Source organism: Salegentibacter sp. (assembly GCF_036568425.1).
GTDB lineage: Bacteria > Bacteroidota > Bacteroidia > Flavobacteriales > Flavobacteriaceae > Salegentibacter.
This window is the reverse complement of sequence record NZ_DATCSO010000017.1, coordinates 1-26604: the sequence shown is the minus strand read 5'-3', so window position 1 is coordinate 26604 and position 26604 is coordinate 1. Positions and strand designations below refer to the sequence as shown.

At 40.2% G+C, this 26604-nt stretch carries 28 protein-coding genes; 8 read left to right on the top strand and 20 right to left on the bottom strand.

Annotated elements, in window-relative coordinates; all coding sequences use genetic code 11:
- From VIM94_RS02260 to VIM94_RS02230, 7 genes are all read left to right on the top strand, one after another.
- Positions 1–516: hypothetical protein (locus VIM94_RS02260; protein WP_332037668.1), on the top strand; the 516-nt coding region annotated here is incomplete at its 5' end.
- A gap of 172 nt (positions 517–688) precedes the next feature.
- Positions 689–1759, top strand: a complete 1071-nt coding sequence (locus VIM94_RS02255; RefSeq protein WP_332037667.1) for an AI-2E family transporter — start codon at positions 689–691, stop codon at positions 1757–1759.
- Positions 1759–2589, top strand: coding sequence for a DUF1853 family protein (locus tag VIM94_RS02250; RefSeq protein ID WP_332037666.1), 831 nt, complete (start codon positions 1759–1761; stop codon positions 2587–2589). Before VIM94_RS02255 ends, VIM94_RS02250 begins: the two co-directional genes overlap by 1 nt.
- Positions 2590–2696: 107 nt before the next feature.
- Positions 2697–3575: a cation diffusion facilitator family transporter gene (locus VIM94_RS02245; protein WP_332037665.1), complete on the top strand. Its 879-nt coding sequence runs from the start codon at positions 2697–2699 to the stop codon at positions 3573–3575.
- A 212-nt stretch (positions 3576–3787) separates the two neighbouring features.
- Entirely contained in the window at positions 3788–4939 is a 1152-nt protein-coding gene (locus tag VIM94_RS02240) for a hypothetical protein (RefSeq protein WP_332037664.1), read from the top strand.
- Between the two features lie 91 nt (positions 4940–5030).
- Entirely contained in the window at positions 5031–5774 is a 744-nt protein-coding gene (locus VIM94_RS02235; RefSeq protein ID WP_332037663.1) for an NYN domain-containing protein, read from the top strand.
- Between the two features lie 3 nt (positions 5775–5777).
- Entirely contained in the window at positions 5778–6626 is an 849-nt protein-coding gene (locus tag VIM94_RS02230; protein ID WP_332037662.1) for a pirin family protein, read from the top strand.
- Here VIM94_RS02230 and hisIE read toward each other — a convergent pair.
- From hisIE to VIM94_RS02130, 20 genes are all read right to left on the bottom strand, one after another.
- Positions 6623–7243 carry a bifunctional phosphoribosyl-AMP cyclohydrolase/phosphoribosyl-ATP diphosphatase HisIE gene (gene hisIE, locus VIM94_RS02225; RefSeq protein ID WP_332037661.1) on the bottom strand — a complete coding sequence of 207 codons (621 nt, stop codon included), beginning with the start codon at positions 7241–7243 and terminating at the stop codon, positions 6623–6625. The genes VIM94_RS02230 and hisIE overlap by 4 nt on opposite strands.
- 10 nt (positions 7244–7253) lie before the next feature.
- Positions 7254–8009: an imidazole glycerol phosphate synthase subunit HisF gene (gene hisF, locus VIM94_RS02220; protein ID WP_332037660.1), complete on the bottom strand. Its 756-nt coding sequence runs from the start codon at positions 8007–8009 to the stop codon at positions 7254–7256.
- Positions 8010–8039: 30 nt separating this feature from the next.
- Positions 8040–8807 (bottom strand): 1-(5-phosphoribosyl)-5-[(5-phosphoribosylamino)methylideneamino]imidazole-4-carboxamide isomerase, encoded by a 768-nt coding sequence (gene hisA, locus VIM94_RS02215; RefSeq protein ID WP_332037659.1) that lies wholly within the window; start codon positions 8805–8807, stop codon positions 8040–8042.
- Between the two features lie 21 nt (positions 8808–8828).
- Positions 8829–9116: a four helix bundle protein gene (locus tag VIM94_RS02210; RefSeq protein ID WP_414707142.1), complete on the bottom strand. Its 288-nt coding sequence runs from the start codon at positions 9114–9116 to the stop codon at positions 8829–8831.
- Between the two features lie 149 nt (positions 9117–9265).
- Positions 9266–9859: an imidazole glycerol phosphate synthase subunit HisH gene (gene hisH, locus VIM94_RS02205; RefSeq protein WP_332037658.1), complete on the bottom strand. Its 594-nt coding sequence runs from the start codon at positions 9857–9859 to the stop codon at positions 9266–9268.
- 66 nt (positions 9860–9925) lie between these two features.
- Positions 9926–11065 carry a bifunctional histidinol-phosphatase/imidazoleglycerol-phosphate dehydratase HisB gene (gene hisB / locus VIM94_RS02200; protein WP_332037657.1) on the bottom strand — a complete coding sequence of 380 codons (1140 nt, stop codon included), beginning with the start codon at positions 11063–11065 and terminating at the stop codon, positions 9926–9928.
- 42 nt (positions 11066–11107) lie between these two features.
- Positions 11108–12154 carry a histidinol-phosphate transaminase gene (hisC, locus tag VIM94_RS02195; RefSeq protein ID WP_332037656.1) on the bottom strand — a complete coding sequence of 349 codons (1047 nt, stop codon included), beginning with the start codon at positions 12152–12154 and terminating at the stop codon, positions 11108–11110.
- Positions 12151–13437: a histidinol dehydrogenase gene (gene hisD, locus VIM94_RS02190; RefSeq protein ID WP_332037655.1), complete on the bottom strand. Its 1287-nt coding sequence runs from the start codon at positions 13435–13437 to the stop codon at positions 12151–12153. The genes hisC and hisD overlap by 4 nt, the downstream gene beginning before the upstream one ends.
- Positions 13438–13447: 10 nt before the next feature.
- Positions 13448–14311 carry an ATP phosphoribosyltransferase gene (gene hisG / locus VIM94_RS02185; protein ID WP_332037654.1) on the bottom strand — a complete coding sequence of 288 codons (864 nt, stop codon included), beginning with the start codon at positions 14309–14311 and terminating at the stop codon, positions 13448–13450.
- Positions 14312–14563: 252 nt separating this feature from the next.
- Positions 14564–15379 carry a prohibitin family protein gene (locus tag VIM94_RS02180; protein ID WP_332037653.1) on the bottom strand — a complete coding sequence of 272 codons (816 nt, stop codon included), beginning with the start codon at positions 15377–15379 and terminating at the stop codon, positions 14564–14566.
- 15 nt (positions 15380–15394) lie between these two features.
- Complete coding sequence (locus VIM94_RS02175) at positions 15395–17425, bottom strand: VWA domain-containing protein (protein WP_332037652.1); 2031 nt, start codon at positions 17423–17425, stop codon at positions 15395–15397.
- Between the two features lie 158 nt (positions 17426–17583).
- Positions 17584–18330 carry a 3-oxoacyl-[acyl-carrier-protein] reductase gene (gene fabG / locus VIM94_RS02170; RefSeq protein WP_332037651.1) on the bottom strand — a complete coding sequence of 249 codons (747 nt, stop codon included), beginning with the start codon at positions 18328–18330 and terminating at the stop codon, positions 17584–17586.
- Positions 18331–18554: 224 nt separating this feature from the next.
- Complete coding sequence (sucD, locus tag VIM94_RS02165) at positions 18555–19430, bottom strand: succinate--CoA ligase subunit alpha (protein ID WP_332037650.1); 876 nt, start codon at positions 19428–19430, stop codon at positions 18555–18557.
- A 120-nt stretch (positions 19431–19550) separates the two neighbouring features.
- On the bottom strand, positions 19551–19946 hold the full coding sequence (locus VIM94_RS02160; RefSeq protein ID WP_332037649.1) for a nuclear transport factor 2 family protein: 396 nt from the start codon (positions 19944–19946) through the stop codon (positions 19551–19553).
- Positions 19947–19952: 6 nt separating this feature from the next.
- Positions 19953–20882, bottom strand: a complete 930-nt coding sequence (locus VIM94_RS02155; protein ID WP_332037648.1) for a UDP-3-O-(3-hydroxymyristoyl)glucosamine N-acyltransferase — start codon at positions 20880–20882, stop codon at positions 19953–19955.
- 62 nt (positions 20883–20944) lie between these two features.
- Positions 20945–21511 carry an elongation factor P gene (efp, locus tag VIM94_RS02150; protein WP_332037647.1) on the bottom strand — a complete coding sequence of 189 codons (567 nt, stop codon included), beginning with the start codon at positions 21509–21511 and terminating at the stop codon, positions 20945–20947.
- A 12-nt stretch (positions 21512–21523) separates the two neighbouring features.
- Complete coding sequence (gene lpxA, locus VIM94_RS02145; protein WP_332037646.1) at positions 21524–22309, bottom strand: acyl-ACP--UDP-N-acetylglucosamine O-acyltransferase; 786 nt, start codon at positions 22307–22309, stop codon at positions 21524–21526.
- A 5-nt stretch (positions 22310–22314) separates the two neighbouring features.
- Positions 22315–23715 (bottom strand): bifunctional UDP-3-O-[3-hydroxymyristoyl] N-acetylglucosamine deacetylase/3-hydroxyacyl-ACP dehydratase, encoded by a 1401-nt coding sequence (locus tag VIM94_RS02140; RefSeq protein WP_332037645.1) that lies wholly within the window; start codon positions 23713–23715, stop codon positions 22315–22317.
- A complete protein-coding gene (gene lpxD / locus VIM94_RS02135; protein WP_332037644.1) occupies positions 23708–24736 on the bottom strand; it encodes a UDP-3-O-(3-hydroxymyristoyl)glucosamine N-acyltransferase in 1029 nt (342 codons plus the stop codon). The genes VIM94_RS02140 and lpxD overlap by 8 nt, the downstream gene beginning before the upstream one ends.
- A gap of 24 nt (positions 24737–24760) precedes the next feature.
- A complete protein-coding gene (locus tag VIM94_RS02130) occupies positions 24761–25990 on the bottom strand; it encodes an HD domain-containing protein (RefSeq protein ID WP_332037643.1) in 1230 nt (409 codons plus the stop codon).
- Positions 25991–26026: 36 nt separating this feature from the next.
- On the opposite strand from VIM94_RS02130, the gene VIM94_RS02125 reads away from it, so the two are divergent.
- Positions 26027–26604 (top strand): response regulator (locus VIM94_RS02125; RefSeq protein ID WP_332037642.1); only part of this gene is annotated, 578 nt, incomplete at its 3' end.

Here is a 26604-nt window from a genome sequence, read left to right as displayed (position 1 = left end):
TTTCACCCAACCAACTGCCGTTTTAATCATCTTATAAATATGAAAACTATTACAGGAAATATCTCCAGGGGCTTTTTAATAGTATTGTCGTTATTATTTTTTTCCTCCTGCAGTGAAAACGATCTCAATGCTGAGGAAATTTATTTTGAAAGCATAGCCCGGCATTATTTATCTACGGGTGAGGATTTTTCCGAACAACAATTGGTAATTCGTGACCGGGAGAGCTGGGAAGAACTGCTCGCGCAATTGAACTCGGTTAATGACCAGACAAAATACTTTAGCCGTACCGAATTTAATTTTTCAGAAGAAATCCTGTTGGTGGTTATAGACAAATTCAGGCCCAACGGCGGGCACAGCATTGCGGTAAGCACGTTGCTGGAAAAAGATGATGAAGTTATAGCCTTCATTACAAAACCGCAGCAAGGTAACGAAACTACTATGGTAATGCAGCCCTATCACATCATCAGCATAGAGAAGACGAATAAAAATATAGGCTTTGTAAAGGAATATAAATAGAAAACCAGGTTTACCAACAAACTTTCTTACCAGGCTTATCATGGATAATTAAATCAGCATATCCGGGAGTTTTAGTCCGGAATAATCTGTTAAGCCTTTTATAAGACTTGCAAGGAAGCTTCCAAAAACCAAAAAGTTTTTCTAATTTGTTAGCGACTAAGCCCGCTAATCCATGATAAAATCTCACGAAAAACTACTTTTTCCCCTTGTAGCAATAATTATAGGCAGCTATTTTTTCTTCAACGGTCTTGTAGAGGCAAAAGCTTTTTTAGGGCCTTTGGTAACGGCTATCATTCTGGCTTTACTGCTTATTCCCCTGGGAAATTTATTGGAGCGGGGACCATTGAATAGAAGTGTCGCTTCCCTGCTAAGCACTATTCTGCTGTTTATCGTTTCCCTTGGGGTGTTTGCGCTTATCTCCTTTCAGATAAAAAATTTCGTAGACGACTGGGATAAGATCACCGAAACCATGAAACCCAAACTAGAGCAACTCATCACTTATTTTTATGAACATACGCCTGTAAGTGAACAGGATTTGCAGGAATACCGCGAGGAGAATGATCTCGGAAGCATGATGAGCAGCATGGATTCAGGAAAAAGAGCTTTTAATTTCTTTAATTCGGTAATGAGCTTTATGAGCAATTACCTACTTACTTTTATTTATATCTTTTTTCTGCTGAATTATCGCAGCAGGCTCAAAAAATTCATACTGAAACTTTTTTCAGATTCGAGAAGGGAAGAAGTTAAACAAATTATCGATGAAACCGCCCATATCGCCCAGTATTACCTAAGAGGTAAGCTCATTCTCATTTCGCTGCTATCTGTTTTTTACAGTATAGGGCTGGGATTTTCAGGAGTAAATAATTTTATTCTCATCTCAATACTGGCTGCTTTTCTCACCTTAATCCCTTTTATAGGAAATATCATCGGGATGGGACTGGCCGTATTCTTTGGTTATCTCACGCAGGGAGAAACAGGAATACTCATAGGAATCCTTCTAACATTTACCATCGTACAGTTTATTGAAAGTTATATCCTCGAGCCTTACATTGTGGGCGATAAGGTAGATATTCATCCTTTCTTTGTAATTCTTGCCATTATTTTGGGAAATATGGTCTGGGGTGTGATGGGTATGATTCTGGCTATTCCCGTTTTAGGCATCCTGAATGTTATTTTTAACAATGTATCCTCATTGAAACCATTTGGTTACTTACTGAGTACCGATAGCAAGCAGGGAGATTAATGAAAGAAAGAATTAAAAAGCAACTATTGGGTTACCTCCATACTCCCCCGCTTTGGCGCGGAGAATTACTGGGCTTAAAACAATTTGAAGCAGGAGAAACTGAACACCGGGGGTTACCCGATCCTAAGAAAGCCATTCCATCCCTGGCCACCAATTTCGTGCTCGGGAAACGAATGGAAAGTTTCTTTCAACTCCTTATTCAAAGCAGTGATCGCTATAGGCTGCTAGCCAACAACATCCAGATAAGCCGGGAGAAAATCACTCTGGGTGAAATGGATTTTTTGCTGAAGGATACTCATACCAATCAGAATATTCACCTGGAACTGGTTTATAAGTTCTATGTGTACGATCCTTCTTTTTCTTCGGAAGAAGCCCGGTGGATTGGCCCTAACCGAAGAGATTCCTTTTTACAAAAAATGGATAAATTAAAACAGAAACAGTTTCCCCTGCTTTACCAACCTGAAACCAGGGAATACCTGAAAACCCTGAAACTAACTCCGGAAGACCATATCCAGCAAACTTATTTTAAAGCAAAGCTATTCCTGCCTAAGGCATTAAATAAACATAACATTACCTATCTCAATCAGGAATGCATTGCCGGTTACTATTTATCCTTTAACGAATTTGATTCGGCAAATTACAGAGATTTTAAATATTATGCTCCTACTAAACAAGACTGGCCAATAGCCCCGAAATTTGGAACAGATTGGGTTTCGTTTTCAGAAATAAAGGAAGAGATCAAAACCTCTTTTAAGAAGAAAAAATCTCCCCTTATTTGGATGAAACGTCCTAATATGGCATTCGAAGCTTTTTTTGTAGTTTGGTGGTAAAAAAGAAAGCGATTCTGAAGAATGAGCCACCGCAGGGACAAGAAAACAGAAACTCACCAGCATTAACTCTCCTCAAAAACCGTAATTTTGCCTCCTGAAATTTTCCGATGAACGAAAACACCCAAAAAGCCATCCAAGCCTCTTTTTTAAGCATTCTGGGTAATGCAGTGCTGGCCGTGGTAAAATTTGTCACCGGGATATTCGGAAATTCCTATGCTTTAATTGCCGACGGAATAGAGTCAACCACCGATGTTTTTTCATCCTTCCTGGTTTTACTCGGCCTCAAGTATTCAAGCAAACCCCCTGATGAGAATCATCCCTATGGTCACGGAAAAGCCGAACCTCTAATCACCTTTGCCGTGGTAGGCTTCCTGGTTGTATCAGCCACGGTTATCGCTTATGAAAGCATAGATCACATCAGAACCCCTCACAAAACCCCGGAGAGCTACACCCTTATTGTCCTGGCCGTAATCGTAATTATCAAAGAAGTATTTTACCGGTTCTTTTCAAAAAAAGGAGACGAAACCAAAAGCACTTCTTTAAAAGCAGATGCCTGGCATCATCGCAGTGACGCCATCACTTCACTGATGGCCTTTATTGGGATCTCCTTTGCGATACTTATGGGCCCGGGCTACGAAACAGCCGATGACTGGGCCGCGCTACTGGCTTCCGGCTTTATTCTATACAATGCCTATTTAATTCTACGCCCTGCCCTCGGGGAGGTTATGGATGAACATATGTTCGATGATATGATAGCGGACATTAGGGAAACCAGCGAAAAAGTACCCGGAGTTCTAGAAACCGAAAAATGTCTTGTGCGTAAAACAGGGATGCACTTTCACGTAGACCTTCATATAATTGTGGATGCCCACATCACAGTGAAAGAAGGCCACGATATTGCACATGACGTAAAAGAAGAACTGCTCTCAGAACTCCCCGAAATTTTTGATGTGCTTATTCACGTAGAACCTGAAGGCGAGCATTAAACCTAAGCTTCTCAAACTGCAATTCCTTTTGTAAAAAAAGTATAAAAGCTGTCCCAGCGGTTAATTCTTAAGAAAAATTTAGCAGTCGCACCGACTTAAAACCTTTGATTTCCCCGCAATTCGGCTTATCTTATCATTAAGTTTTAATCATAAAAATCAAGAGGTAAAACCATTTGGTTCTTCCTCTGCATTTTTAACCAAAAAAGGAAATTATGTCATTAATAAGTGAAAAAGAATTTCAGGAACTAGCAGGATTTAATGATGAACTAAGTGTTTCAATATTTATTCCTACCCAGCGTGCAGGCAAGGATGTATTGGAAGAAAAAAGCAAGACGCACTTGAAATCCCTGTGGAAAGAAATCAAAAATAATCTCGAAGAAAAAGAAGTTTCCAAAGATAAAATCGAAAAGCTTAACGAGCCTATCCAAAAGTTATTAAATGACAAAGGGTTCTGGCGCCATCAGTCCGATGGTTTGGCGATTTATGTTGCCGAAGGATTTTTCAGAAAGTTTACGCTTCCTTTAAAATTTGATCCCCAATTTTATATAAACAGTGAATTTTATTTAAAACCTTTGGTGCCTTTATTCTCTGGAGATGGCAGGTTCTACCTTTTATCACTTCAGGTAGAGAATGTGGAGCTATTTGAAGCTTCAAAGTACGGTATTGCGCCGGTAGATATAGATGATCTCACGCCAGATCGCCTGGAAGACCGGGTAGGTTATGATTATGAAGAAAAAACCCTTCAGCAAAAAAGTGGGGCTAATTCCATGGGACAACAGGCTATGCACGGCCACGCCGGTGCAGACAGGGAGCGCAAGAATGAGATATTCAGGTACTTTAGAGCAGTAGATCAGGGACTACATGCCCTTTTACAGGAAGAAAAGCTGCCATTCCTGGTTGCCTGTCAGGATTATCTTTTCCCCATCTACAAGGAGGCAAACACCTATGATAATTTGTATCCGGAGGCTGTTACAGGAAACCCTAAAGATACAGATATGCTGGGCCTACATCAACGCGCCTGGGAAACCATAGAACCGCTTTTTGAAAAACAAAAACGTGACAAGCTAAAACAGTTCCAGGACCAGAATGGAAAAACGGCAGTTAGCGTTCACGACATCCTTCCCGCCATCCACCAGGGAAAAGTAGATACTTTATTTCTTGACAGGAATTCGGAAATATGGGGTACCTATAATGAAGAAGAAATGAAAGTGGATATACAGGAGCGTCAACATAACGGAAATTTTTCCCTTATGAACTGGGCAGCCCGTAATGTGCTCAATCAGGGCGGAAATGTATTCCTCCTTGATGAAGAACAAATGCCCGAAAACAGTTCCAAAATGAATGCTATTTATCGTTATAGCTAAAAAGGAAAACATTTTTTCCCTGCCGTCCCGAACCTCCAAGGTCCCGGGGCGGCCTTTTTTTGTACCTTTAGAAATAATTTCAACATAAAATATGGATCACAATCTTGCAGTACTAATAGACGGGGACAATATCCCTTCTGCATATATCAAAGAAATGATGGAGGAGATCGCTAAATATGGCAATCCTACCATTAAACGAATTTACGGAGACTGGACGAAACCACATCTGGCAAAGTGGAAGGGGGTTCTTCTGGAGAATGCAATAAACCCAATTCAGCAATATGCTTACACACAGGGAAAGAATGCGACCGACTCGGCCATGATCATCGATGCGATGGATATTCTCTATTCGAGTAAGGTAGATGGATTCTGCCTTGTTTCCAGTGACAGCGATTTTACTAAACTTGCCACCCGCCTGCGTGAAGCCGGAATGAAAGTCTACGGAATTGGAGAAAAGAAAACCCCCGATCCCTTTATCGTAGCCTGTGATCGTTTCATTTACCTTGAAATCCTTAAGGATAGCGATACCGATGATAAAGAAAGCGGAGACTCCGGAAAAGGCGGCAAAAAATCGCGTAAAAAGAATGTAGACAAGATCACCCCGAAAGTGATCAAGCTTATTTCCACGACCATTTCAGATGTAGCCGATGAAGACGGCTGGGCCTTCCTGGGAGACGTTGGAAGTTTACTTCAAAAGAAACAACCTAACTTCGATTCGCGTAATTATGGGTACGAAAAACTCACTCCCTTAATAAGTTCTGTACCTAAATTTGAGGTAGAATCGCGTTCAGGACAAAACAGTCGTTTCAAGCTTATATATGTTCGCAATAAATAAGAAATGAGAAGTATTAGAAAGGTCGTCAAAGCTGAATATCGCCCTATTGGAGACTTAGTTACTTATTCACCAATGCCCACGGGCAGTATTGATATGATAGACCCTTTCATCTTTCTCAATCATCACGGTCCACAAACTTATAAACCTAATAATAACGGACTGCCATTCGGTCCACACCCCCACCGCGGGATGGAAACCGTAACCTTTATTCTGGAGGGAGATATCTCTCACAAAGATTCCGATGGAAATGAAAGCGTTATTGGTGCCGGAGGAGTGCAGTGGATGACGGCAGGCAACGGACTCATACACGCCGAGGTTTCTTCTGATGAATTTAAAGAAAAAGGCGGGCCGCTGGAGCTTCTGCAGCTTTGGGTAAATCTACCGGCACGACTTAAAATGACCAAACCATGGTATAAAGGTTTACAGCGTGCCGATATTCCCGTGGTAGAATTTGAGGGCGGAAAAGCTCAGGTAGTTTCCGGGGAATTTGAAGGAACTAAAGGCGCCTTCCAACCTGAAACCGGCATAAACCTGGCCATGGTCTTCCTGAAAAAAGGAGCTAAACTGGAACTGCTGGTACCTGAAACCCACAATATCTTATTCTATGTGATCAAAGGTGAACTGCAGGTAAATGAGGAACAGGCAATGAAATTATACCTGGTGGATTTCGGAAATGATTCCGAAGAACTAAAAATTGAGGCCATAGAAGATTCAACTTTACTATATGGCCACGCAGAAGCTTTTGACGAGCCGGTAGTAGCCCGTGGCCCTTTTGTGATGAACTCTATGGAAGAAATCAACCAGGCCTATGCCGATTATCAATCAGGAAAGTTCGGAACCTGGAAGGATTAGCGGTGCCGTTCTTCCAGGACTTTTGAGATGTCTTTAAGGGTAAATCCTTTTGCCTGCAACAGGATCAGGTAATGAAATAAAAGATCGGCGCTTTCATTTAAAAAGAGCTCGTCATTATCGTCCTTAGCTTCAATCACGGTTTCTACAGCCTCTTCCCCTACTTTCTGAGCTATTTTATTAATGCCCTCATCAAAAAGGGAAACCACATAACTCTTTTTATCTTTCCTGAGTTCGGGTTCTACCTCGCTCATTCTTTTTCGCTTTTCGATAACACCCTCCAGATTCGATAAAAACCCGAAATTAGGTTCGTTGTTCTCTGCCCAGCAGGTATCGGTTCCCTTATGGCAAGTTGGGCCCTGCGGAATCACAGAAATAAGCAAGGTATCATTATCGCAGTCGTTCTTTATATCAACCAGGTTCAAAAAATTTCCACTCTCCTCCCCTTTGGTCCACAAGCGACCTTTGCTTCTACTGAAAAAGGTCACTTTTTTAGTCTCGTTGGTTTTTAAAAAAGCCTCTTCGTTCATATACCCCAGCATCAAGACATTTTTAGTGTTCACATCCTGAATGATCGCTGGCACAAGACCGTCCTGGTTTTTATTGAAATCTATATTCATTTTTTATTTTTTAGAGTCTTACTTCTATTCCGTTACGTCGTAATTCTTCTTTTAAATCTTTAATTTCTATCTCCTTAAAATGAAAAACACTTGCTGCCAGGGCGGCATCGGCCCTTCCCTTTAAAAATACATCGGTGAAATGCTGCATATTCCCGGCTCCACCCGAAGCTATAATAGGGATTTTCAATGCTGAAGACAATACCGCCAGGGCCTCATTGGCAAATCCGCTCTTGGTTCCATCATTGTTCATCGAGGTAAACAAAATTTCCCCGGCCCCTCTTTCTTCCACTTCTTTAGCCCAATCAAATAAATCGATATCTGTGGGCACTTTTCCGCCTACCAGGTGTACAAGCCACTCCCCGTTTACCTGTCTCGCATCTATAGCCACGGTGATACACTGACTCCCAAATTTTGCTGAAAGCTCATTGATAAGCTCTGGTCTTTTCACCGCCGAGGAATTAACAGAAACCTTATCTGCACCATTTTTTAGCAAAATATCTACATCTTCTACCGATGAAATTCCGCCGCCAACAGTAAAAGGAATATTCACTTTTTCGGCCACTCTTCTAACCATCTCGGCCAGGGTTTTCCTTTTCTGCTCGGTAGCCGTAATATCAAGAAAAACCAGCTCGTCGGCCCCGGATTTGGCATAGAGCTCAGCCAATTCTACCGGATCTCCGGCATCCCTAAGGTCTATAAAATTCACGCCTTTTACGGTTCTTCCGTCTTTTATATCCAGGCAGGGTATGATTCGTTTTGTAAGCATAATTTGAAGTTAGAAGTACGAAATTAGAAGTTAAAAGTTATCTTTTTGCAGAATGAATTTTTCAAGTTGTTTGAGCTGAATGCGACCTTCATAAATAGCTTTTCCAATGATTGTTCCTTCACAACCCAATTCTGCCAGTTTTGGAAGCTCATCAAATTCTGAAATTCCTCCGGAAGCGATTAATCTTATGGGCTCCTGGTCTTTCCCGTCACCAGCAGAAGGTCCACTGGTCTCTTTCAGGATTCTTTTATAAAGCTCAAAAGCAGGTCCTTCCAGCATCCCATCTTTAGAAATATCGGTACAGATCACGTATTGCACGCCCTCTTTCTGATATTCCTGGATAAAGGGAATCAATTCCAGTTCCGATTCTTCCTGCCACCCGCTCACAGCTATTTTTTCGTTATTAGCATCGGCGCCAAGAATAATTTTTTCTGAACCAAATTTTTCGATCCAACTTTTAAAAATTTCAGGGTCTTTCACGGCAATACTTCCGCCGGTGATTTGATCGGCACCGCTTTCAAAGGCGATACGCAAATCTTCATCCGATTTCAATCCACCGCCAAAGTCGATTTTTAGTGCTGTTTTGGAAGCGATCTGCTCCAGGATTTTATGATTTACAATGTGGTTAGACTTGGCTCCATCAAGATCAACCAGGTGCAAATGCTCTATCCCGTGAGCCTCAAAATTCTTAGCCACCTCCAACGGGTTTTCATTATAAATCTTTTTGGTATCATAATCACCTTTGGAAAGTCTTACACATTTTCCCTCGATGATATCTATTGCCGGAATAATTCTCATTTTGAAGTTAGAAATTAGAGTTTAAAAGTTAGAAGTATACTCCTTTATAAGTTTATTTTTTTGATTTTGGTTTCGTCTTGCCGTATTTATAGATGAAACGGTGATTGCAAGAAGTTCATTTGCTTCAGTATGAAGGTTTTTAATCGTGTCAATATTTTTGTCTTTCATAATTTCTAGAAATAATTCCAAAAAGTACATACTTTCGTCCACTTCCTCCTCTACGATTTTAAGTTTATTAATAAAATCTGCAGTTGATTTAGCCCGCTGGGAAGCTCTGTAGTTGGCACCTACCGAACTGGAACTACGAATTAGCTGATTTACATAGGCATTCTATTCCCTCGAATATGGGATTTGCTTACATAAAAACCAACAATTTATAGCAAATCTCTTCGTCCTTTCTTTAAGATCATTCATTACTTATATTATTAAATAAACTTCTTATTTCCCCCCTCGTACCTCTAACTTCGTACCTCTAACTTTAAAAAATTCTCTAAAATTTTCTCCCCGGCATCGCTGCTTTTTTCGGGGTGGAATTGTACTCCGTAAAAGTTATCTTTTTGAATTGCCGTGGTATATTCCACGCCGTATTCGGTAGAAGCGATAGTTTCAGCGCATTCGGGAACATAGTAGCTATGCACCAGGTACACGAATTCCTGCTCCTTAATTCCCTCGAAAAGCTCAGATTTTAGGTCATAAATCCGGTTCCAGCCGATTTGGGGTACTTTGAGTCCGTTCCTGAATTTCACCACATCGGCGTGAAAAATCCCTAAACCTTCAGTATTCCCTTCCTCTGAATGCCTGCACATTAGCTGCATTCCCAGGCAAATGCCCAGTACCGGTTGCTTCAGTTCAGGAATAACTTTATCGAGACCCGTGCTTTTTAGCATTCGCATTGCACTACCTGCTTCTCCCACACCGGGAAAAATCACCTTATCGGCAGCTTTGATCTCTTCAGCATCACTACTCAATACAGCATCGAAACCAAGACGTTTAATCGCAAATTTAATGCTCTGAATATTCCCGGCGCCGTAGTCTACTATTACTATTTTCATGTTTTAGTATTGGTCAATTTATATTGAGTAATGAGCTTTTGGCTCTTTACTCTTATCTTCTAATCTTTAAAGCATTCCCTTGGTTGAGGGCAAAATCATTTTTTCGGCATCTCTTTTCACAGCCATTTTAATGGCTTTTGCGAAGGCTTTAAAAATCGCCTCGATCTTATGGTGTTCGTTGTTGCCTTCAGCTTTGATGTTGAGATTTGCCTTAGCCCCATCGGTAAAAGATTTAAAGAAATGGTAAAACATCTCGGTGGGCATCTTTCCAATCATTTCGCGTTTAAAGTCAGCTTCCCAAACCAACCAGTTCCTTCCGCCAAAATCTATGGCGACTTGTGCCAGAGAGTCATCCATCGGGAGGCAAAAGCCATAGCGTTCAATTCCAAGTTTATCGCCCAGAGCCATGCTAAAAACTTCTCCCAGAGCGATCGCGGTATCCTCAATAGTGTGGTGTTCGTCTACCTCCAGGTCGCCTTTCACCTCTATTTCCATATCCATTTGACCGTGGCGGGCAATCTGGTCCAGCATATGATCGAAAAAGGCCAGTCCCGTCGAAATAGCTGATTTTCCTGTGCCATCCAGGTTCAGCCTTATAAAAATATCGGTCTCGTTGGTTTTTCTTGAGATCTCTGCGGTACGGGATTCCAGCTTTAGAAACTCATAAATATCCTTCCAGCTGGAGGTTTTTAAGGAAATTATTTTCTCTACTTTCTCCATTTTCTCCTGAACCTCCTCGCTGCCCAGATCTTCATGGGTATCGATAAAAATTCCTTTTCCGCCATAATTCAGGGCGAATTCCATATCGGTAAGCCGGTCGCCGATCATCACTGAATTCTCGAGATCATATTCCGGGTTGTCGAGATATTTCCCTTTCAGTAAACCGGTATTAGGCTTTCGATTAGGTGAATTTTCTTCGGGGAAAGTGCGGTCCATCAAAATATCTTTGAACTCCACGCCTTCATTTTTAAAGCTTTTCAGGATAAAATTCTGAATAGGCCAAAAGCTTTCTTCAGGATATACATCGGTGCCCAAACCATCCTGATTGGTTACCATCACCAGCTCATAATCCAGCTCGCGCGCAATTCGGGAGAGATAATAAAAAGCCTCCGGGTAAAATTCCAGTTTCTCCAGCTTATCTACCTGGTAATCTTCCGGCTCAAGCACCAGGGTGCCATCACGATCTATAAACAGTACTTTTTTCATAACTAAAACTTAGTCATCTCCGCGAAGGCGGAGATCCATTTTTTAATTTAAACTCTTTAAAGCATTCAATAATTTCTCATTCTCACTCTTAGTCCCCACTGTCAATCTCAGTGTACTCTCACAAAGCGGTTGAGAACTTCGGTTTCTAACCACAATCCCTTTCTCAATAAGTTGCTCATATCTTTTATTAGCATCATCTACTTTAACCAGGATAAAATTCGCATCAGACTCATATATTTCTTTTATAAGATCTACTCCTTTCAGCGCTGAATTTAATTTGGCTCTTTCCTTAAGAATAACTGCTACCTGCGTGTTCAGCTTTTCCTGGTCTTTTAATTCCTCCAGGGCTCTTTCCTGTGTTAATTGATTCACGTTGTAAGGCGGTTTAATTCTATTCAGGATTGAGATAATTTCTTCGGAAGCATATAGAATTCCAAGCCTTATTGCGGCAAGACCATAAGCTTTAGAAAGGGTTTGGGTAATCACAAGATTCGGGAAATTATTAAGCCTCTGAAGCCAACTTTCCTTTTCTGAAAAATCGATATAAGCCTCATCGATCACGACCAATCCTTTGAAATTCATTAGAATTTCTTCCACCTTATCACTAGCAAAAGAATTCCCGGAAGGGTTGTTCGGTGAACACAAAAAGATCATTTTGGTATTAGCATCAACTTTTTCAAGAATTTCCGGGACATTTGGCTGAAAATTACTATCCAGCAACACCTCCCGGTTTTCTACATTGTTTATACCAGCTAAAACCGAATACATCCCGTAGGTGGGTGGCAGGCTGATAACATTATCTGTTCCCGGTTCGCAAAAGGCCCGGAACAGAAGGTCCAGAACTTCATCGCTTCCGTTTCCTAGCAAGATACTTTCAACAGGAATCCCTTTTATTTTAGCCAATTGTGCTTTAAGATTGCGCTGCTGAGGATCGGGATAACGGTTTACATCGCTGGAAAAGGGATTTTCATTGGCATCGAGAAAGATCATCTCTTCTCCCACCGCCTTATATTCGTCCCTGGCCGAAGAATAGGGTTTAAGGCCTACCACATTAGCTCTTACCAGCTTTTTGATATTGAAATCTCTCATTTTTTCAATTCTTTCAGCCTTAAACTAACAGCATTTTTATGTGCATATAAGCCTTCGGCTTCGGCCATTAATTCGATAGCAGAACCAATTTCCTGAATACCTTTAGCAGAAATCTTCTGAAAGCTCATAGCCTTCATAAAACTATCCAGATTTACGCCGCTATATTGTTTAGCGTACCCATTGGTAGGCAGGGTATGGTTGGTACCCGAGGCGTAATCCCCGGCGCTCTCGGGAGTATAATTCCCAATAAATACCGAGCCTGCATTTTCAATTCCTTCGGTATAAAAATCCTCGTTTTGAGTACAGATGATAAAGTGCTCCGGACCATAGAAATTAATCAAATCCAGGGCAGTTTCATCCAGCTTCATAGAGATAAACCTACAGTGTTCAATGGCCTGTTGTGCTATCCCTTTTCTAGGCAGTTCCTTCAGCTGGTCCTTAATTTCTTCTTCCACGGCATCGATTAGCTCTTCCGAAGTAGAAACAAGGACTACCTGGCTATCGGCACCGTGTTCTGCCTGGCTTAAAAGATCGGATGCCACAAAGGCTGCATTTGCCGTATCGTCGGCAACTACTAAAAGTTCAGAAGGACCAGCGGGCATATCTATAGCCACATTGTACCGGGTAGCGTATTGTTTAGCTACGGTTACAAACTGATTTCCGGGCCCAAATATCTTGTAAACTTTTGGGATGCTATCGGTTCCAAAGGTCATCGCGGCGATCGCCTGAATTCCACCCACCTTAAAAATTTGTGTTACACCGCATAGTTCGGCGGTATAGAGAATTGCTGGATCTATTTTACCGTCTTTCCCGGGAGGTGTACACAATACGATTTCCTTGCAGCCTGCAAGAGAAGCCGGAACAGCAAGCATTAAAATAGTAGAAAATAAAGGCGCACTACCACCGGGAATATAAAGTCCTACTTTTTGAATAGCCTTTTTTTCCTGCCAGCACTCCACTCCCGGAGAGGTTTCCACAGAAATCCTTTCGGTCATTTGCGCTTTATGAAACTTAGAAATATTTGATTTCGCAAGTCTAATAGCTTCCTTAAGATCTGCGGGGACTTCTTCTATAGCAGCTTCGGTCTCTTCCCGGGAAACCCGGGTATCATCCAGTTTGAAACCATCGAATAGTTCGGTGTATTTGGCTACGGCCAGATCACCTTTTGTTTTTACCTCTGAAAAAACCTGGTTTACAGTCTCTTCTATATCTTCCAGACTTTGAGTAGGACGTTTAAGGATTTCTGACCAATTTTCGCGGGCGGGGTTGTTGAATCTTTTCATTACTAAAACTTTACATTACCATTTTCTCAATTGGAGCCACAAGGATACCTTCGGCGCCATTTTCTTTAAGCTCGTCTATCACTTCCCAGAAACGCTCTTCGTTAATCACTGTGTGAATAGAGCTCCAACCTTCTTCTGCCAGAGGTAGTACCGTTGGGCTTCTCATTCCAGGAAGTAATTCTATGATCTTATCCAGTTTATCGTTTGGGGCATTAAGGAGAATATATTTTGAAGTTCGGGCATTCAATACCGATTTTAGTCTGAACTGTAGCTTTTCCAGAATCGCTTTTCTTTCCGCAGAAATTTTAGGAGAAACAGCCAGCACTGCTTCGCTTTTCAACATTACTTCCACTTCTTTCAAACCGTTTTTAAATAAAGTGCTTCCGCTGGAAACTATATCGCAAATCCCGTCGGCAAGTCCAATATTTGGAGCGATCTCTACCGAACCGTTAATAATGTGCAGTTCTGCAGAAATCCCTTTTTCAGCAAGAAATTCATTTACGGTATTGGGATAGGAAGTTGCGATCTTTTTTCCATCCAGATCCTGAATCCCTTTGTATTTCATTGATTTTGGAACGGCCAGGGATACACGACATTTAGAAAATCCCAGCTTCTCACCGCGGATGATATCCTTGCCTTTTTCAACTAGCACATTTTCTCCCAGAATTGCCACATCTACAACTCCATCCCGCAAGTACTGGGGGATATCTCCATTTCTAAGGTACATTACTTCGAGGGGAAAGTTCCGGGCAGTAGCCTTAAGTTGCTCTTTACCATTGTCTATGGATATACCGGCTTCTTTTAAGATTTTGAGGGAATCTTCATTTAGTCTTCCTGATTTTTGAATGGCAATCCTTAACTTTTCCTGATTCATTTTTTTAATTTTTAGGTTTTAATTTAATCATTTTCAGATCTTCAAACAGGAAGTTTTTAAAAATAAAAAACCCGTTTGAAGACTCAAACGGGTTTTTAAAATATGTGAAATTACTACATATCAAATTTACCTCGCCTGAGCGTGGGGGTAAAAATGATGATGATGTAATTGAATTGTTCTCATTGTTGCGACAAACTTAAAACATAAAATCCATTTAGCAATAATGCAATTTAAATTTTATGAATTGTTTGATTAATTATTTCCCAGGATCAAAGGCATCCCATCTTCTCCAGAGCCTATAACCACTGTTTTTGCATTGTTGGAACGGGCCAGTTCAAGGGTTGCCTGTATTCCTTTTTCTCGCAGGATATTGGGAGTAAGAGACGCGTTAAGGATCTCATTAGCTCTTGCTTTACCCTGTGCATCAATACGTTGTCTTTCCGCTTCCTGCTCTGCTTTAGTTAGACGAAACTCATACTCAAGAGATTCCTGTTCCTGGCGAAGTTTGCGTTCTATCGCATCCTTAATATTTGGAGGCAATGCCACATCGCGAACCAGTACTTCATTTACCTGAACATATTGATCCTTTAAAAGAATTCTGGTTTCTTCCAGGATCTCCTTTTGAATTGCTTCTCTCTTGCTGGCATATAATTGCTCCGGAATATATCTCCCCACAACGGCTCTGGCTGCCGATCTAATTGCAGGTTGAAGCAAACGTTGGATATAGGCTTCCCCTTTCTCACTATGAAGTTTTCCCAATTGGCTGTAAGTAGGTTGAAACCAGGTTGAAGCATCAACTCTAATCTCTAGTCCGTTAGAACTTAAAACCGTCATTGATTCTTCCAGGGATTGTTGACGTACTTCATATACAAAAACTTTATTCCAGGGAGCTACCAGGTGAAATCCTTCATTTAAAGGAGGTTCATCGGTAACAACCCCGCCGGCAAAAGTTCTGTAGAGCACACCGGCTTCCCCGGATCCAATAGTCACAGTGGATTTTGAGACAAATATTATTAATAAAACAATACCGATGATTATCGGTAAACCAATTTTAGGTAATTTTTCCATCTATTTTTTTGAATTTTAAATTAGACCCCGGTATTTTCTGAAGAACCATTCTGCTGCGAGCAAGAGGACCATCAGAAACAAAAGATAATACCAGTTCACCAAAGGTACGTTTTTTTCATTGCTTTTCTGTACTGGAATGAAGTTTTCGTCATTAAGGAGGCGGGAGATTAAAGCTTCCTGGTTATTGGGGAAATAAACCTGTTCATTATTGTTATTAGCAAAAAACTGAAGTTTTTCCAGATTGGCCGATGCGAACTGTTTTTCCACAGTTGAAGCCACAATATTAAATTTTCCGGTTTTACTTATCCCCGTAACTTCCTCCTTTATTAAAAACTCATATTCTCCTTCCGGTAGATTTTCCAGGTCCAGAACATAAGAATTATTTCTAAGGACCATTTGACTGTGGGAAAGATCCCCTGCTTTTTTATTATCTATCCTGACATTCAAAGTTGCCCCGGGATCGAAAATATAGTTTTCATCAAAGTATTTCGCGCTTATCGATATCTTTTCATTTCCGTAGTAAAAAGATTCGTAATCCAGGCTGAGGCGTTCCCGCTGCTTTTGAGAAGCAAGATTCTGTATAATTTTACCAAGAAAACCATCGAATTCCTCAAAGGAACCGCTGTCTCTCCAGGCCTTTGCCCTCCATCGCCAGATTCCCTCCCCAAATAATACTCCAAATTTGTTTTTCCTACTTTCGGCTATTGCCAGTAAAGGCTGTGTGGTTTCTACATTTTCAATTTTTTGAAATAAAAGCGGATCCAACCCATTTGGCTCAATCTCTCCAAACATATCCAAAAGTGGTGGAAAATCATTAAATCCAATATTTTCAAACTGAAAGCGGGAGAAATTAGAATTATACAAAGGCTCGACCTCCTGAGATTGAGCGGCAAAATCTTTGCTAAATAATTCCTGGCTGGAATTAAGAAAACGCCAATCTGTTTTAGTCCCGGTCACAATAAAACTATTGATATTTTCAGTTTTTAAATCCTCCAATATTTCCCTGAAACCCGCATGGGGTTGATAAAGTATCACCAATTGGTAGTCCTGTAAAACATAATTATCCTTATCTAAATACTTTATTTCTAATTCGCGTTGCCGGTTACTCTCTACAGATTTTTTAATTGCGCCCAAATCCGGATGGGAAAGATCGCTAAGCAACAAAATCCGGCTGCGTTCATCAATAACTTCTACTGCGAATTTACGCCGGTTGTTTTCTATATTCTTTTCTGAAGCATCAGGAACAATTACCGCCTCATAAGTAAGCACACCAAGCCGGCTGGCAGGCAGGGTAGTATTAATTTTTGTTGAAGTGGTTTCGGGGCCAAAGGTTAAATCCTGAGTAAACAACACAGCTTCTCCCGAGCGCAGCTCGAATCGGGAAGAAACAGCATCCTGTCCATTATAGTTAATAATCACTTCAACAGGGAAGCGATTATCCAAAAAAGCATACCGGTTAACATTAAGCCTGTTGATTTCAAGATCGGCATAGCTGCTGGTATCTCCTAAGACCACAGGCATCAAATATTGCCCAGGGCTGCTTTTAAAATATCTATAATCCCGCCCCAGAGTCTGGTTTCCATCGGTAAAGAGAACAACAGCGGTATGCTTACTACTGTAAATATCGCTGACTTTGCTTAAGACCTTATTTATATCGGTTTGAGTCTCACTGAAACTCAGGCTGTCGGTTAATTGAATATCCTTGCTAAAACTGAGTCTGGAAATATCAAATCGCTGCTGCAGCTCTTTATTATTTTCCAAACTGCTTATAAGGTTTTGAAGCGTATCAGCCTGATTTAGATATGCAATGGATGCCGAATTATCGGCTGCCAGAATTAGGTTTGGCTTTTCAATTTGATGAGAAGTGGTGGTGATCTTTGGATTTATTAGCAACAACAGAAGAATAAAAACGGTGGAGGCTCTCAAACCAAAAAAAACATATTTATCACGTTGCCTTTTTTTTCCGCGGTATAGATACTGGAAAAAAGAAAACCCCAGCGCAATTATTGCAGCCAGGGTTATCAAAATAATGTTGTTAATATCCATTAGGGAAAGATAAATAAAATGCTACGAAGTTAGAAATCAGAACTACGAAGTATTTATTATCCCGAAGAAACCCCCTCCGCCTTCGGCACCTCCCCTTAAAAATAAGGGAAGAACCTTTTTATCGGCATTTTAATATTTAAATGTTTATGCATTTAAAATTAAGTGTGCATACCACCATCGATATGCAGAACCTGTCCGGTGATATAATTACTCATATCACTTCCCAGAAAAACACAGGCATTAGCTATATCTTCAGGAGTTCCACCCCGTTTTAATGGGATAGCCTGTCTCCAGCCCTCAACGGTTTTCTCATCCAGTTTACCAGTCATTTCAGTTTCGATAAAACCTGGTGCGATCACGTTGGTACGTATATTTCTTGAGCCAAGCTCCAGCGCCATGGATTTGGAAAAACCAATAATCCCGGCTTTTGAAGCCGCATAATTAGACTGTCCGGCATTTCCTGTAACCCCAACCACTGAGCTCATATTAATAATGCTTCCTTTGCGTTGCTTCAGTAAGGTTCTTTGCACCGCTTTGGTCATATTAAAAATAGATTTCAGGTTAACCTCTATCACCTTATCAAAATCTTCTTCGCTCATTCGCATAAGCAGATTGTCTTTAGTGATCCCGGCATTGTTTACCAGAATGTCTATGCTTCCAAAGTCTTCAACTACATCTTTAACGAGTTGTTCAGCTTCAGAAAAACTGGCGGCATTAGATTTATAGGCTTTAGCTTTTACACCCATCCCGCTAAGTTCTTTGGCCAGTTCATTAGCCGATTCAGCAGAGGAGTTATAGGTGAAAGCTACATTGGCGCCATGTTCAGCGAAAACCTGGGCGATCCCCTTCCCTATTCCACGGCTACCACCGGTAATTATGGCGTTTTTTCCTTCTAAGAGTTTCATAAGTTTATATTATTTGTTTTTTACAGGTCATATGTAATTCGCATAACTTCATTGGTGTTAGAATCCTATTTCCGTTATGCTCCTTTCATATAAAAAAAGATTGGTTGTTTATTTTATTCAAATATAGTAAAAGCAGGAAGCTTAAATATTTTCCATTAAAAAATCCTTCTGAAGTCACCTGAATTTAGGCGAAACAGAAGGATTAATATATTTAAAGCGAAGTCTTATCCTTTAAGAACTTCAGCTACTTTTTTACCGATTTCAGCAGGAGAATCTACTACGTGAATTCCATTTTCCTTCAGGATCTTTTTCTTAGCCTGAGCGGTATCTTCACTACCTCCAACGATGGCTCCGGCATGACCCATAGTACGACCTGCTGGTGCAGTTTCTCCGGCGATAAAACCAATTACCGGTTTTTTATTACCGTTTTCCTTAACCCATTGAGCTGCATCAGCTTCAAGTTGACCACCGATCTCACCAATCATTACAATAATTTCGGTTTCATCGTCATTCATCAATAATTCCACGGCTTCTTTGGTGGTGGTTCCAATAATTGGATCTCCACCTATTCCAATAGCGGTAGTTATTCCAAGACCTTGTTTTACAACCTGGTCGGCCGCTTCATAAGTTAGTGTACCTGATTTGGATACAATCCCAACGCTTCCTTTTTTGAAAACGAAACCAGGCATAATACCAACTTTAGCCTCACCCGGAGTAATCACACCCGGACAGTTAGGGCCAACCAACCTGGTATCTTTATCTTTAATATAGTTTGAAGCCTTTACCATATCGGCAACAGGAATACCTTCGGTAATAGTAATAATCACTTTTATTCCAGCATCAGCAGCTTCCATAATTGCATCGGCTGCGAAAGCTGGTGGTACAAAAATGAGAGAAACATCTGCTCCGGTTTCCTTTACAGCATCAGATACTGTGTTGAAAACTGGTCGGTCAAGGTGTTTTTGTCCGCCTTTTCCAGGAGTCACTCCCCCTACCACATTGGTTCCGTACTCTATCATTTGTTCGGCGTGGAAAGTACCTTCACTTCCGGTAAATCCCTGCACGATTATCTTTGAATTTTTATTGACTAAAACGCTCATAAATTTTATATTTTTTGCGATAACAAAAGTAGGTTTTTAATAATAAAACCTAAAGTTTTTTGGAAGTTAATTATCAGGTTTACCAATGGATTCAGGTAAATCCATACGAATTAGGAAACTTTATAACCAGGCTTGTTCATTCATCTCTTCCCCAATCTGACTTATTTGAACTCCCCGGTAGAGTTTATCGTCTTTTATTTCCCAGATAGCCATAAAATGAGCGAGGGGCATTTCCTCTTCGGGATTTTCTATAGTTCTAACGTGATAAGTGAATTGAATGGCGGTTTTTCCTTTTTCTGAAATTACATTTTCAACTTCAGCTCTTAGCGATTCAAAAGACTGTGCTAATTCATGGCTAATGGCCGAAATCTCATCGAGATTTAGTTTTTTAAGACCAGTAGTACCATACCAGGACAGTTCTACCTGTGGATGAAGGAATTCTTTCAGGACCTCTTTATCCTGGTAAAAATCGGAAGTATAAAAATTTTTAACAATTTCTTTTCCGCTTGAAGCCATAATCGTCTATTTTAATTTTTGGAGTAATTTAGGCAATTGTCTTAAGAGCGCCAACTCTTTTAATTTAGCCCGGGCTTCCATCGCAGGATTTCCGGTGTAAATTGTATTTTCCTTTGTAGATTTAGTAATCCCGGCCTGCCCCATCATCACACCACCTTTTTTAACAGTAATACCACTACGGAAACCAACCTGTCCCCATATAGTTACTTCATCTTCAATAACAACGGCGCCCGCAATTCCAACCTGGGAGGCGATAAGACATTTTTTCCCGATTACGGTATCGTGGCCTACCTGGATAAGATTATCGAGCTTAGTACCTTCCTTAATGGTAGTATCACCGGTCACTCCTTTATCTATAGTGCAATTGGCACCAATATCTACATTATTTTCAATGACTACACGGCCTCCTGAAAGGAGCTTATCAAAGCCTTCCGGTCTATTCTTATAATAAAAAGCATCTCCCCCGAGTACCGTCCCAGAGTGAATGGTTACATTATCTCCAATAATTGTATTATCATAGATGCTTACGTTAGCATGAATAAGACAGTTCTTTCCAATCACTACATTATTACCTACAAATGCGTTAGGCTGAATAATACTTCCTTCGCCTATTTTTGCTGAATCAGCAATTGATTTATGAGCTTTCCCGAAGGGTTTAAAATACCGGGTAAGTTTATTAAAATCTCTAAAAGGATCATCAGAAATCAACAAAGCCTTTCCTTCAGGTACTTCTACTTTTTTATTAATCAACACCACCGTTGCGGCAGAATTTAATGCCTTATCGTAATATTTGGGATGATCTACAAAAACGATGTCCCCTGGAGTAACCACATGGATCTCGTTCATTCCGGTTACCGGAAAATCTTCAGCTCCTACAAATTCACAATCCAGGATCGTGGCTATTTGTTGTAAACTGTGTTTTTGCGGAAATTTCATCTATGCCCTTTTTAATGGATAAAAACCAGGCATGAAGGCCTGGTTTTTATCACAATTTAGCTTTACTCTTTAATTCTTTCCTTGTAAGTACCCTTTTCGGTTTCTATCCTTATCTTATCTCCTTCGTTTATAAAAAGAGGAACATTTACCTCGGCGCCGGTTTCCACAGTTGCTGGCTTTGTTGCATTTGTAGCAGTATTGCCTTTCACTCCAGGTTCTGTATGGGAAACTTCCAAAACAACACTGGCTGGCATTTCTACTGAAAGCGGCATATTATCTTCGGTATTAATAATTACCGTAACAACTTCTCCTTCTTTTAATAGTTTTGGCTGATCTAAGGCAGATTCCAGAAGTCTTATTTGCGTATAATCTTCTACATTCATGAAATGATAGAATTCCCCATCGTTATAAAGAAACTGAAATTTATGAGTTTCAACCCTTACATCGTCTATTTTATGCCCTGCTGAAAAAGTGTTCTCGATCACCTTTCCGGTAGTTACACTTTTTAGTTTGGTGCGAACAAAGGCCGGACCCTTGCCTGGTTTTACGTGAAGGAATTCAACAATTTTAAAAATATCGTGATTATATTTAATACACAATCCATTTCTGATGTCGCTGGTAGTTGCCATAATTCTAATTTATTAATTTGATCCTACGTATCCTTTCATGATACCTCGTTGTGAGTTTTTAATGAATTCAAGTATCTCATCCCTCTCGGAAGTTGCCTGCATTTCTGCTTCAATAATAGCCACGGCCTGGGAATTATTATAATTTTTTTGATAGAGGATTCGATAAATATCCTGGATCTCCCTGATTTTTTCGGTGCTAAAACCTCTTCGTCTCAGGCCTATGGAATTAATCCCAACATAAGATAAAGGTTCTCTTCCTGCCTTCACAAACGGCGGAACATCTTTTCTTACCAGGGATCCGCCTGTAACAAATGCATGATTACCAATACTACAAAACTGCTGGATAGCCGCCATCCCTGCCAGGATTACGTAATCTCCTACATTAATATGCCCTGCCAGGGTGCTGTTATTAGAAAAAATACAGTTATCGCCAACTATACAATCGTGGGCAATATGGCAATATGCCATAATCCAGCAATTATTACCAATCACTGTTTTCATTCTATCTGTAGTGCCACGGTTAATGGTAACACATTCCCTAATAGTGGTGTTATCTCCAATGACGGTTAAAGTATCCTCATCATCAAATTTCTTATCCTGCGGAATTGCTGAGATCACAGCGCCCGGAAAAATACTACAGTTTTTTCCAATACGGGCACCTTCCATTATAGTTACGTTAGAACCAATCCAGGTGCCTTCTCCAATTACAACATTATTATGAATTGTTGTAAAAGGCTCGATCACCACGTTTTTGGCAATCTTAGCTCCGGGATGCACATATGCTAAAGGTTGGTTCATAATATTTATTTTGCTTTTACGATTTGCGCCATAAGAACCGCTTCGGTTGCTAATTTTCCATTTACGTAGGCATAACCCTGCATTTGACAGATCCCCCTACGAATAGGCGCTAATAATTCAAGTTTAAAAATTAAAGTATCTCCGGGCACAACTTGTTGTTTGAACCTCACATTATCTATTTTCATAAAATAGGTAAGGTAATTTTCAGGATCGGGAACCGATCTTAGAGCGAGAATACCTCCTGTTTGTGCCATAGCCTCTACCTGTAATACTCCGGGCATTACGGGTTTACCGGGGAAATGTCCTACAAAGAAAGGTTCATTCATAGTAACATTTTTCATACCTATTACACAGGTGTCGGTACAGGAATAAATTTTATCTACCAATAAAAATGGAGGCCTGTGAGGCAAAGTATTCATGATATCATTAACATCCATCAAAGGCTTAATATCAGGATTGATCTTTGGAACATTATTTCTTCTTGCAGCTTTGATGATCTTTGCCATTTTTTTTGCAAACTGAGTGTTTACATAATGGCCTGGTTTATTGGCAATCACTTTACCTTTTATTCTCGTCCCTATAAGGGCAAGATCTCCTATTACATCAAGTAGCTTATGCCTTGCTGCTTCATTGGGATAATGTAAAGTAAGGTTATCCAGAATTCCATTTGGTTTTACCGACATCTCCTTTCGGTTAAAAGCGACACGGAGTTTTTGCATGGTTTCCTCACCAATTTCTTTATCTACATAAACAATAGCATTGTTTAAATCGCCTCCTTTAATCAATCCATGATCAAGTAGAGCCTCTAGTTCATGTAGAAAGCTAAAAGTCCTGGCATCAGCGATTTCCTCCTTAAATTGAGAAAGGTGATTGAGGGAAGCATTCTGGGTTCCAAGAACCTTGGTTCCAAAATCAACCATGGCAGTTACCTGGTATTCATCTGCAGGCATCACAATAATCTCGCTTCCCGATTCGTCATCGTGATAACATATTACTTCATCTACTTCATATTCCTCCCGATCGGCATCCAGTTCTTCAATACCTGCTTTTTCAAGAGCTTCGACAAAAAATTTAGAAGATCCATCCATTATGGGCGGTTCAGAAGCATCAAGCTCCATTATAAGGTTGTCTATCTCTAGTCCTACGCATGCAGCGAGTACATGTTCCGAAGTCTGGATAGACACCCCATTCTTTTCTAGATTGGTCCCGCGCTTAGTGTTTACCACAAAAGCAACATCGGCCTCCACCTCTGGTTCGCCATCAAGGTCCAGTCTTTTAAATACATATCCTGTATTCTCAGGGGCAGGTTTAAAAGTAATAGTTACCGATTGTCCGGTGTGCAGGCCTACGCCTTTAAGGGAAACTTCTTCCTTTATGGTTGTTTGCTTAGAAACTATTTCAGCCATTATTTTCAATTTTTTTCCTTAGTTGCTCTATGGTGTCAACTGTTTTGGGCAAATTTTTAAAATGAATATAAGATTTATTGTAATCGCTATAACCTATTGCCGGACTTCCCTGTAAGGCTTCCCCATCTTTTACATTCCGGCCAATTCCAGATTGTGCCTGGATCCTAACGCGGTCTCCAATATATAAGTGACCGGCAATACCTACCTGCCCGCCAATAAGACAATTTTTACCGATTTTAGTAGACCCGGCAATGCCTGTTTGAGCAGCAATAGCAGTATGTTCTCCAATCTCAACATTATGTGCGATCTGAATTTGATTATCCAGTTTCACGCCTTTTCTAATTATTGTTGATCCCAGGGTAGCCCTATCTATAGTGGTTCCGGCTCCAATTTCTACATCATCTTCAATAATAACATTCCCAATCTGGGGAACTTTGGCGTATTTTCCATCTTCTTCAGGACTAAAACCAAAACCATCGGCACCTACAATTACCCCACTATGAATCACGCAATTGCTTCCAACAATGCAATCTGAATAGATCTTGACTCCCGAAAAAAGAACCACATTATTTCCAATCTTTACATTATCTCCTAAATAGACATTAGGATAAACTTTTACATTATCTCCCAATTTTACATTTTTCCCTATATAGGAAAATGCTCCAAGATAGATATCTTCTCCATATTCCACATCTTCGGAAACATAACTGGGTTGCTCGATTCCGGATTTGTTCAACTTAACCTTATTGTAATAATCCAACAACTTCGAGAAAGCTTTATAAGCATCCCTAACTTTAATCAGAGTTGTATGTATAGGCTGTTCAGGTTTAAAGTCTTCATTTACGATGGTTATTGAAGCTTTGGTAGAATATATATAGGAATTATATTTTGGATTGCTTAAAAATGTCAATGCCCCTTCAGTACCTTCTTCGATCTTGGCAAGTTCAGATACTTCGGCTTCGGGATCACCTACGATCTTTCCTTCCAGTATCTCTGCTATTTGTGATGCGGTAAATTTCATTCTGGCAAAAGTAAAAAAAATGGTTTAATGTTTGGGCTTGGGGTAACAGATATAATATTTCACCACCGTTTTAGAAAGGGCTTCCAGATTTAAATGATCAGAAACCTTAGCTACATCACTGATCTTCCCGTTCTTATGAAGAATGTTAATATTATTCTTTTCCGTTTTATAAGCAAGGTTTGCGATCTCCCCGCTAAATACAAAGTAATTCGCCTCTTTTTCCGATATATTATATTTCTTCTGAAGTTTTTCCCGGTGTCGTGCCAGTTTTTCAGAGGAAGGTTTTTTCTTTTTGATTTTCACCTTCAGCAAATCCCGGTTTATTATCATTCCGCACAAATTACTCAATACAAAATCATCACATTCTATCCATTCTTTCATCGCCATCATGATATCGTAATCATCAAGACGGGAAAAAACATCCAGGGTTTCTTTATCGAAATTATCACGGGTAACTTTATTATTCAGAAAAAACATCAGGGCCTTACTGGCATGTAATTTTGTCCCTTCTTCAATAAGCTCCTTAGCTCTTTTTAATACCCTAATGAGTAATTGTTCTGCAACCAGACTGGTTTTATGTAGGTAAACCTGCCAATACATGAGTCGGCGGGCTACCAGAAATTTTTCTACTGAGTATATCCCCTTCTCTTCCACTACCAGCTCCCCGTTTACAACATTAAGCATGGTAATTAAACGTTCACTATTAATATTCCCCTCAGCGGCACCGGTATAAAAACTATCTCTCTTAAGGTAATCAAGCCTATCCATATCCAGCTGGCTTGATACTAACTGATTTAAAAACTTCCTTTCGTAGTCGCCCTTAAAGATCTGGATAGCCAGCGTTAAATTTTGGTTAAATTCCCGGTTGATTTCCTCCATAAAAAGCAATGATATACTTTCGTGATCAATGCCCTCAACGATACTATGCTCCATAGCATGAGAAAAGGGACCGTGGCCAATATCGTGCAAAAGAATTGCAATTTGCAAGGCTTCTTCTTCTGCCTCGGAGATCGTAACTCCTTTATAACGAAGAATTCTCACCGCCTTTTGCATTAAATGAACACAGCCAAGAGCATGATGAAACCTTGTATGATGGGCACCGGGGTAAACCAGGTAAGAAAGTCCCATTTGCGAAATACGCCGTAATCTCTGAAAATATGGATGCTCGATAAGGTTAAAGATCTGCTGACTCGGGATGGTAATAAATCCGTAAATTGGGTCGTTTAATATTTTAAGTTTGTGTTGAGATGCCAAGCCTTATTTTCTTTAATTTAAAACAAATATACATATATGAATAATATCAAAATATTATGGGTAGATGATGAGATCGATTTACTAAAGCCGCATATCCTTTTTCTGGAGAATAAAAATTACGAAGTCACTACCAGCAAGAGTGGTACAGAAGCTTTAGAGCAAATTGAACAGGAGAATTTTGATATTGTTTTTCTCGACGAAAATATGCCTGGTCTCACCGGCCTGGAAACTTTAGCTGAAATCAAGGAGAAAAGAGAAAATCTTCCTATCGTGATGATTACTAAGAGTGAAGAGGAGTATATTATGGAAGAAGCAATTGGCTCCAAGATAGCCGATTACCTTATAAAACCCGTAAACCCAAACCAGATCCTTTTAAGTATTAAGAAGAATCTGGATCATTCCCGACTTATTTCGGAAAAGACCACTTCAAATTACCAGCAGGAATTCAGGAAAATTGCGATGGATATGGCCCAGGTAAATTCTTACGAAGAATGGGCAGAATTATACCAGCGGCTAATTTACTGGGAACTTCAACTGGAAACTATTGAAGACAGTGGGATGTTCGAGATCCTTGAGTCCCAAAAGCAGGAAGCCAATACCCAGTTCTGTAAATT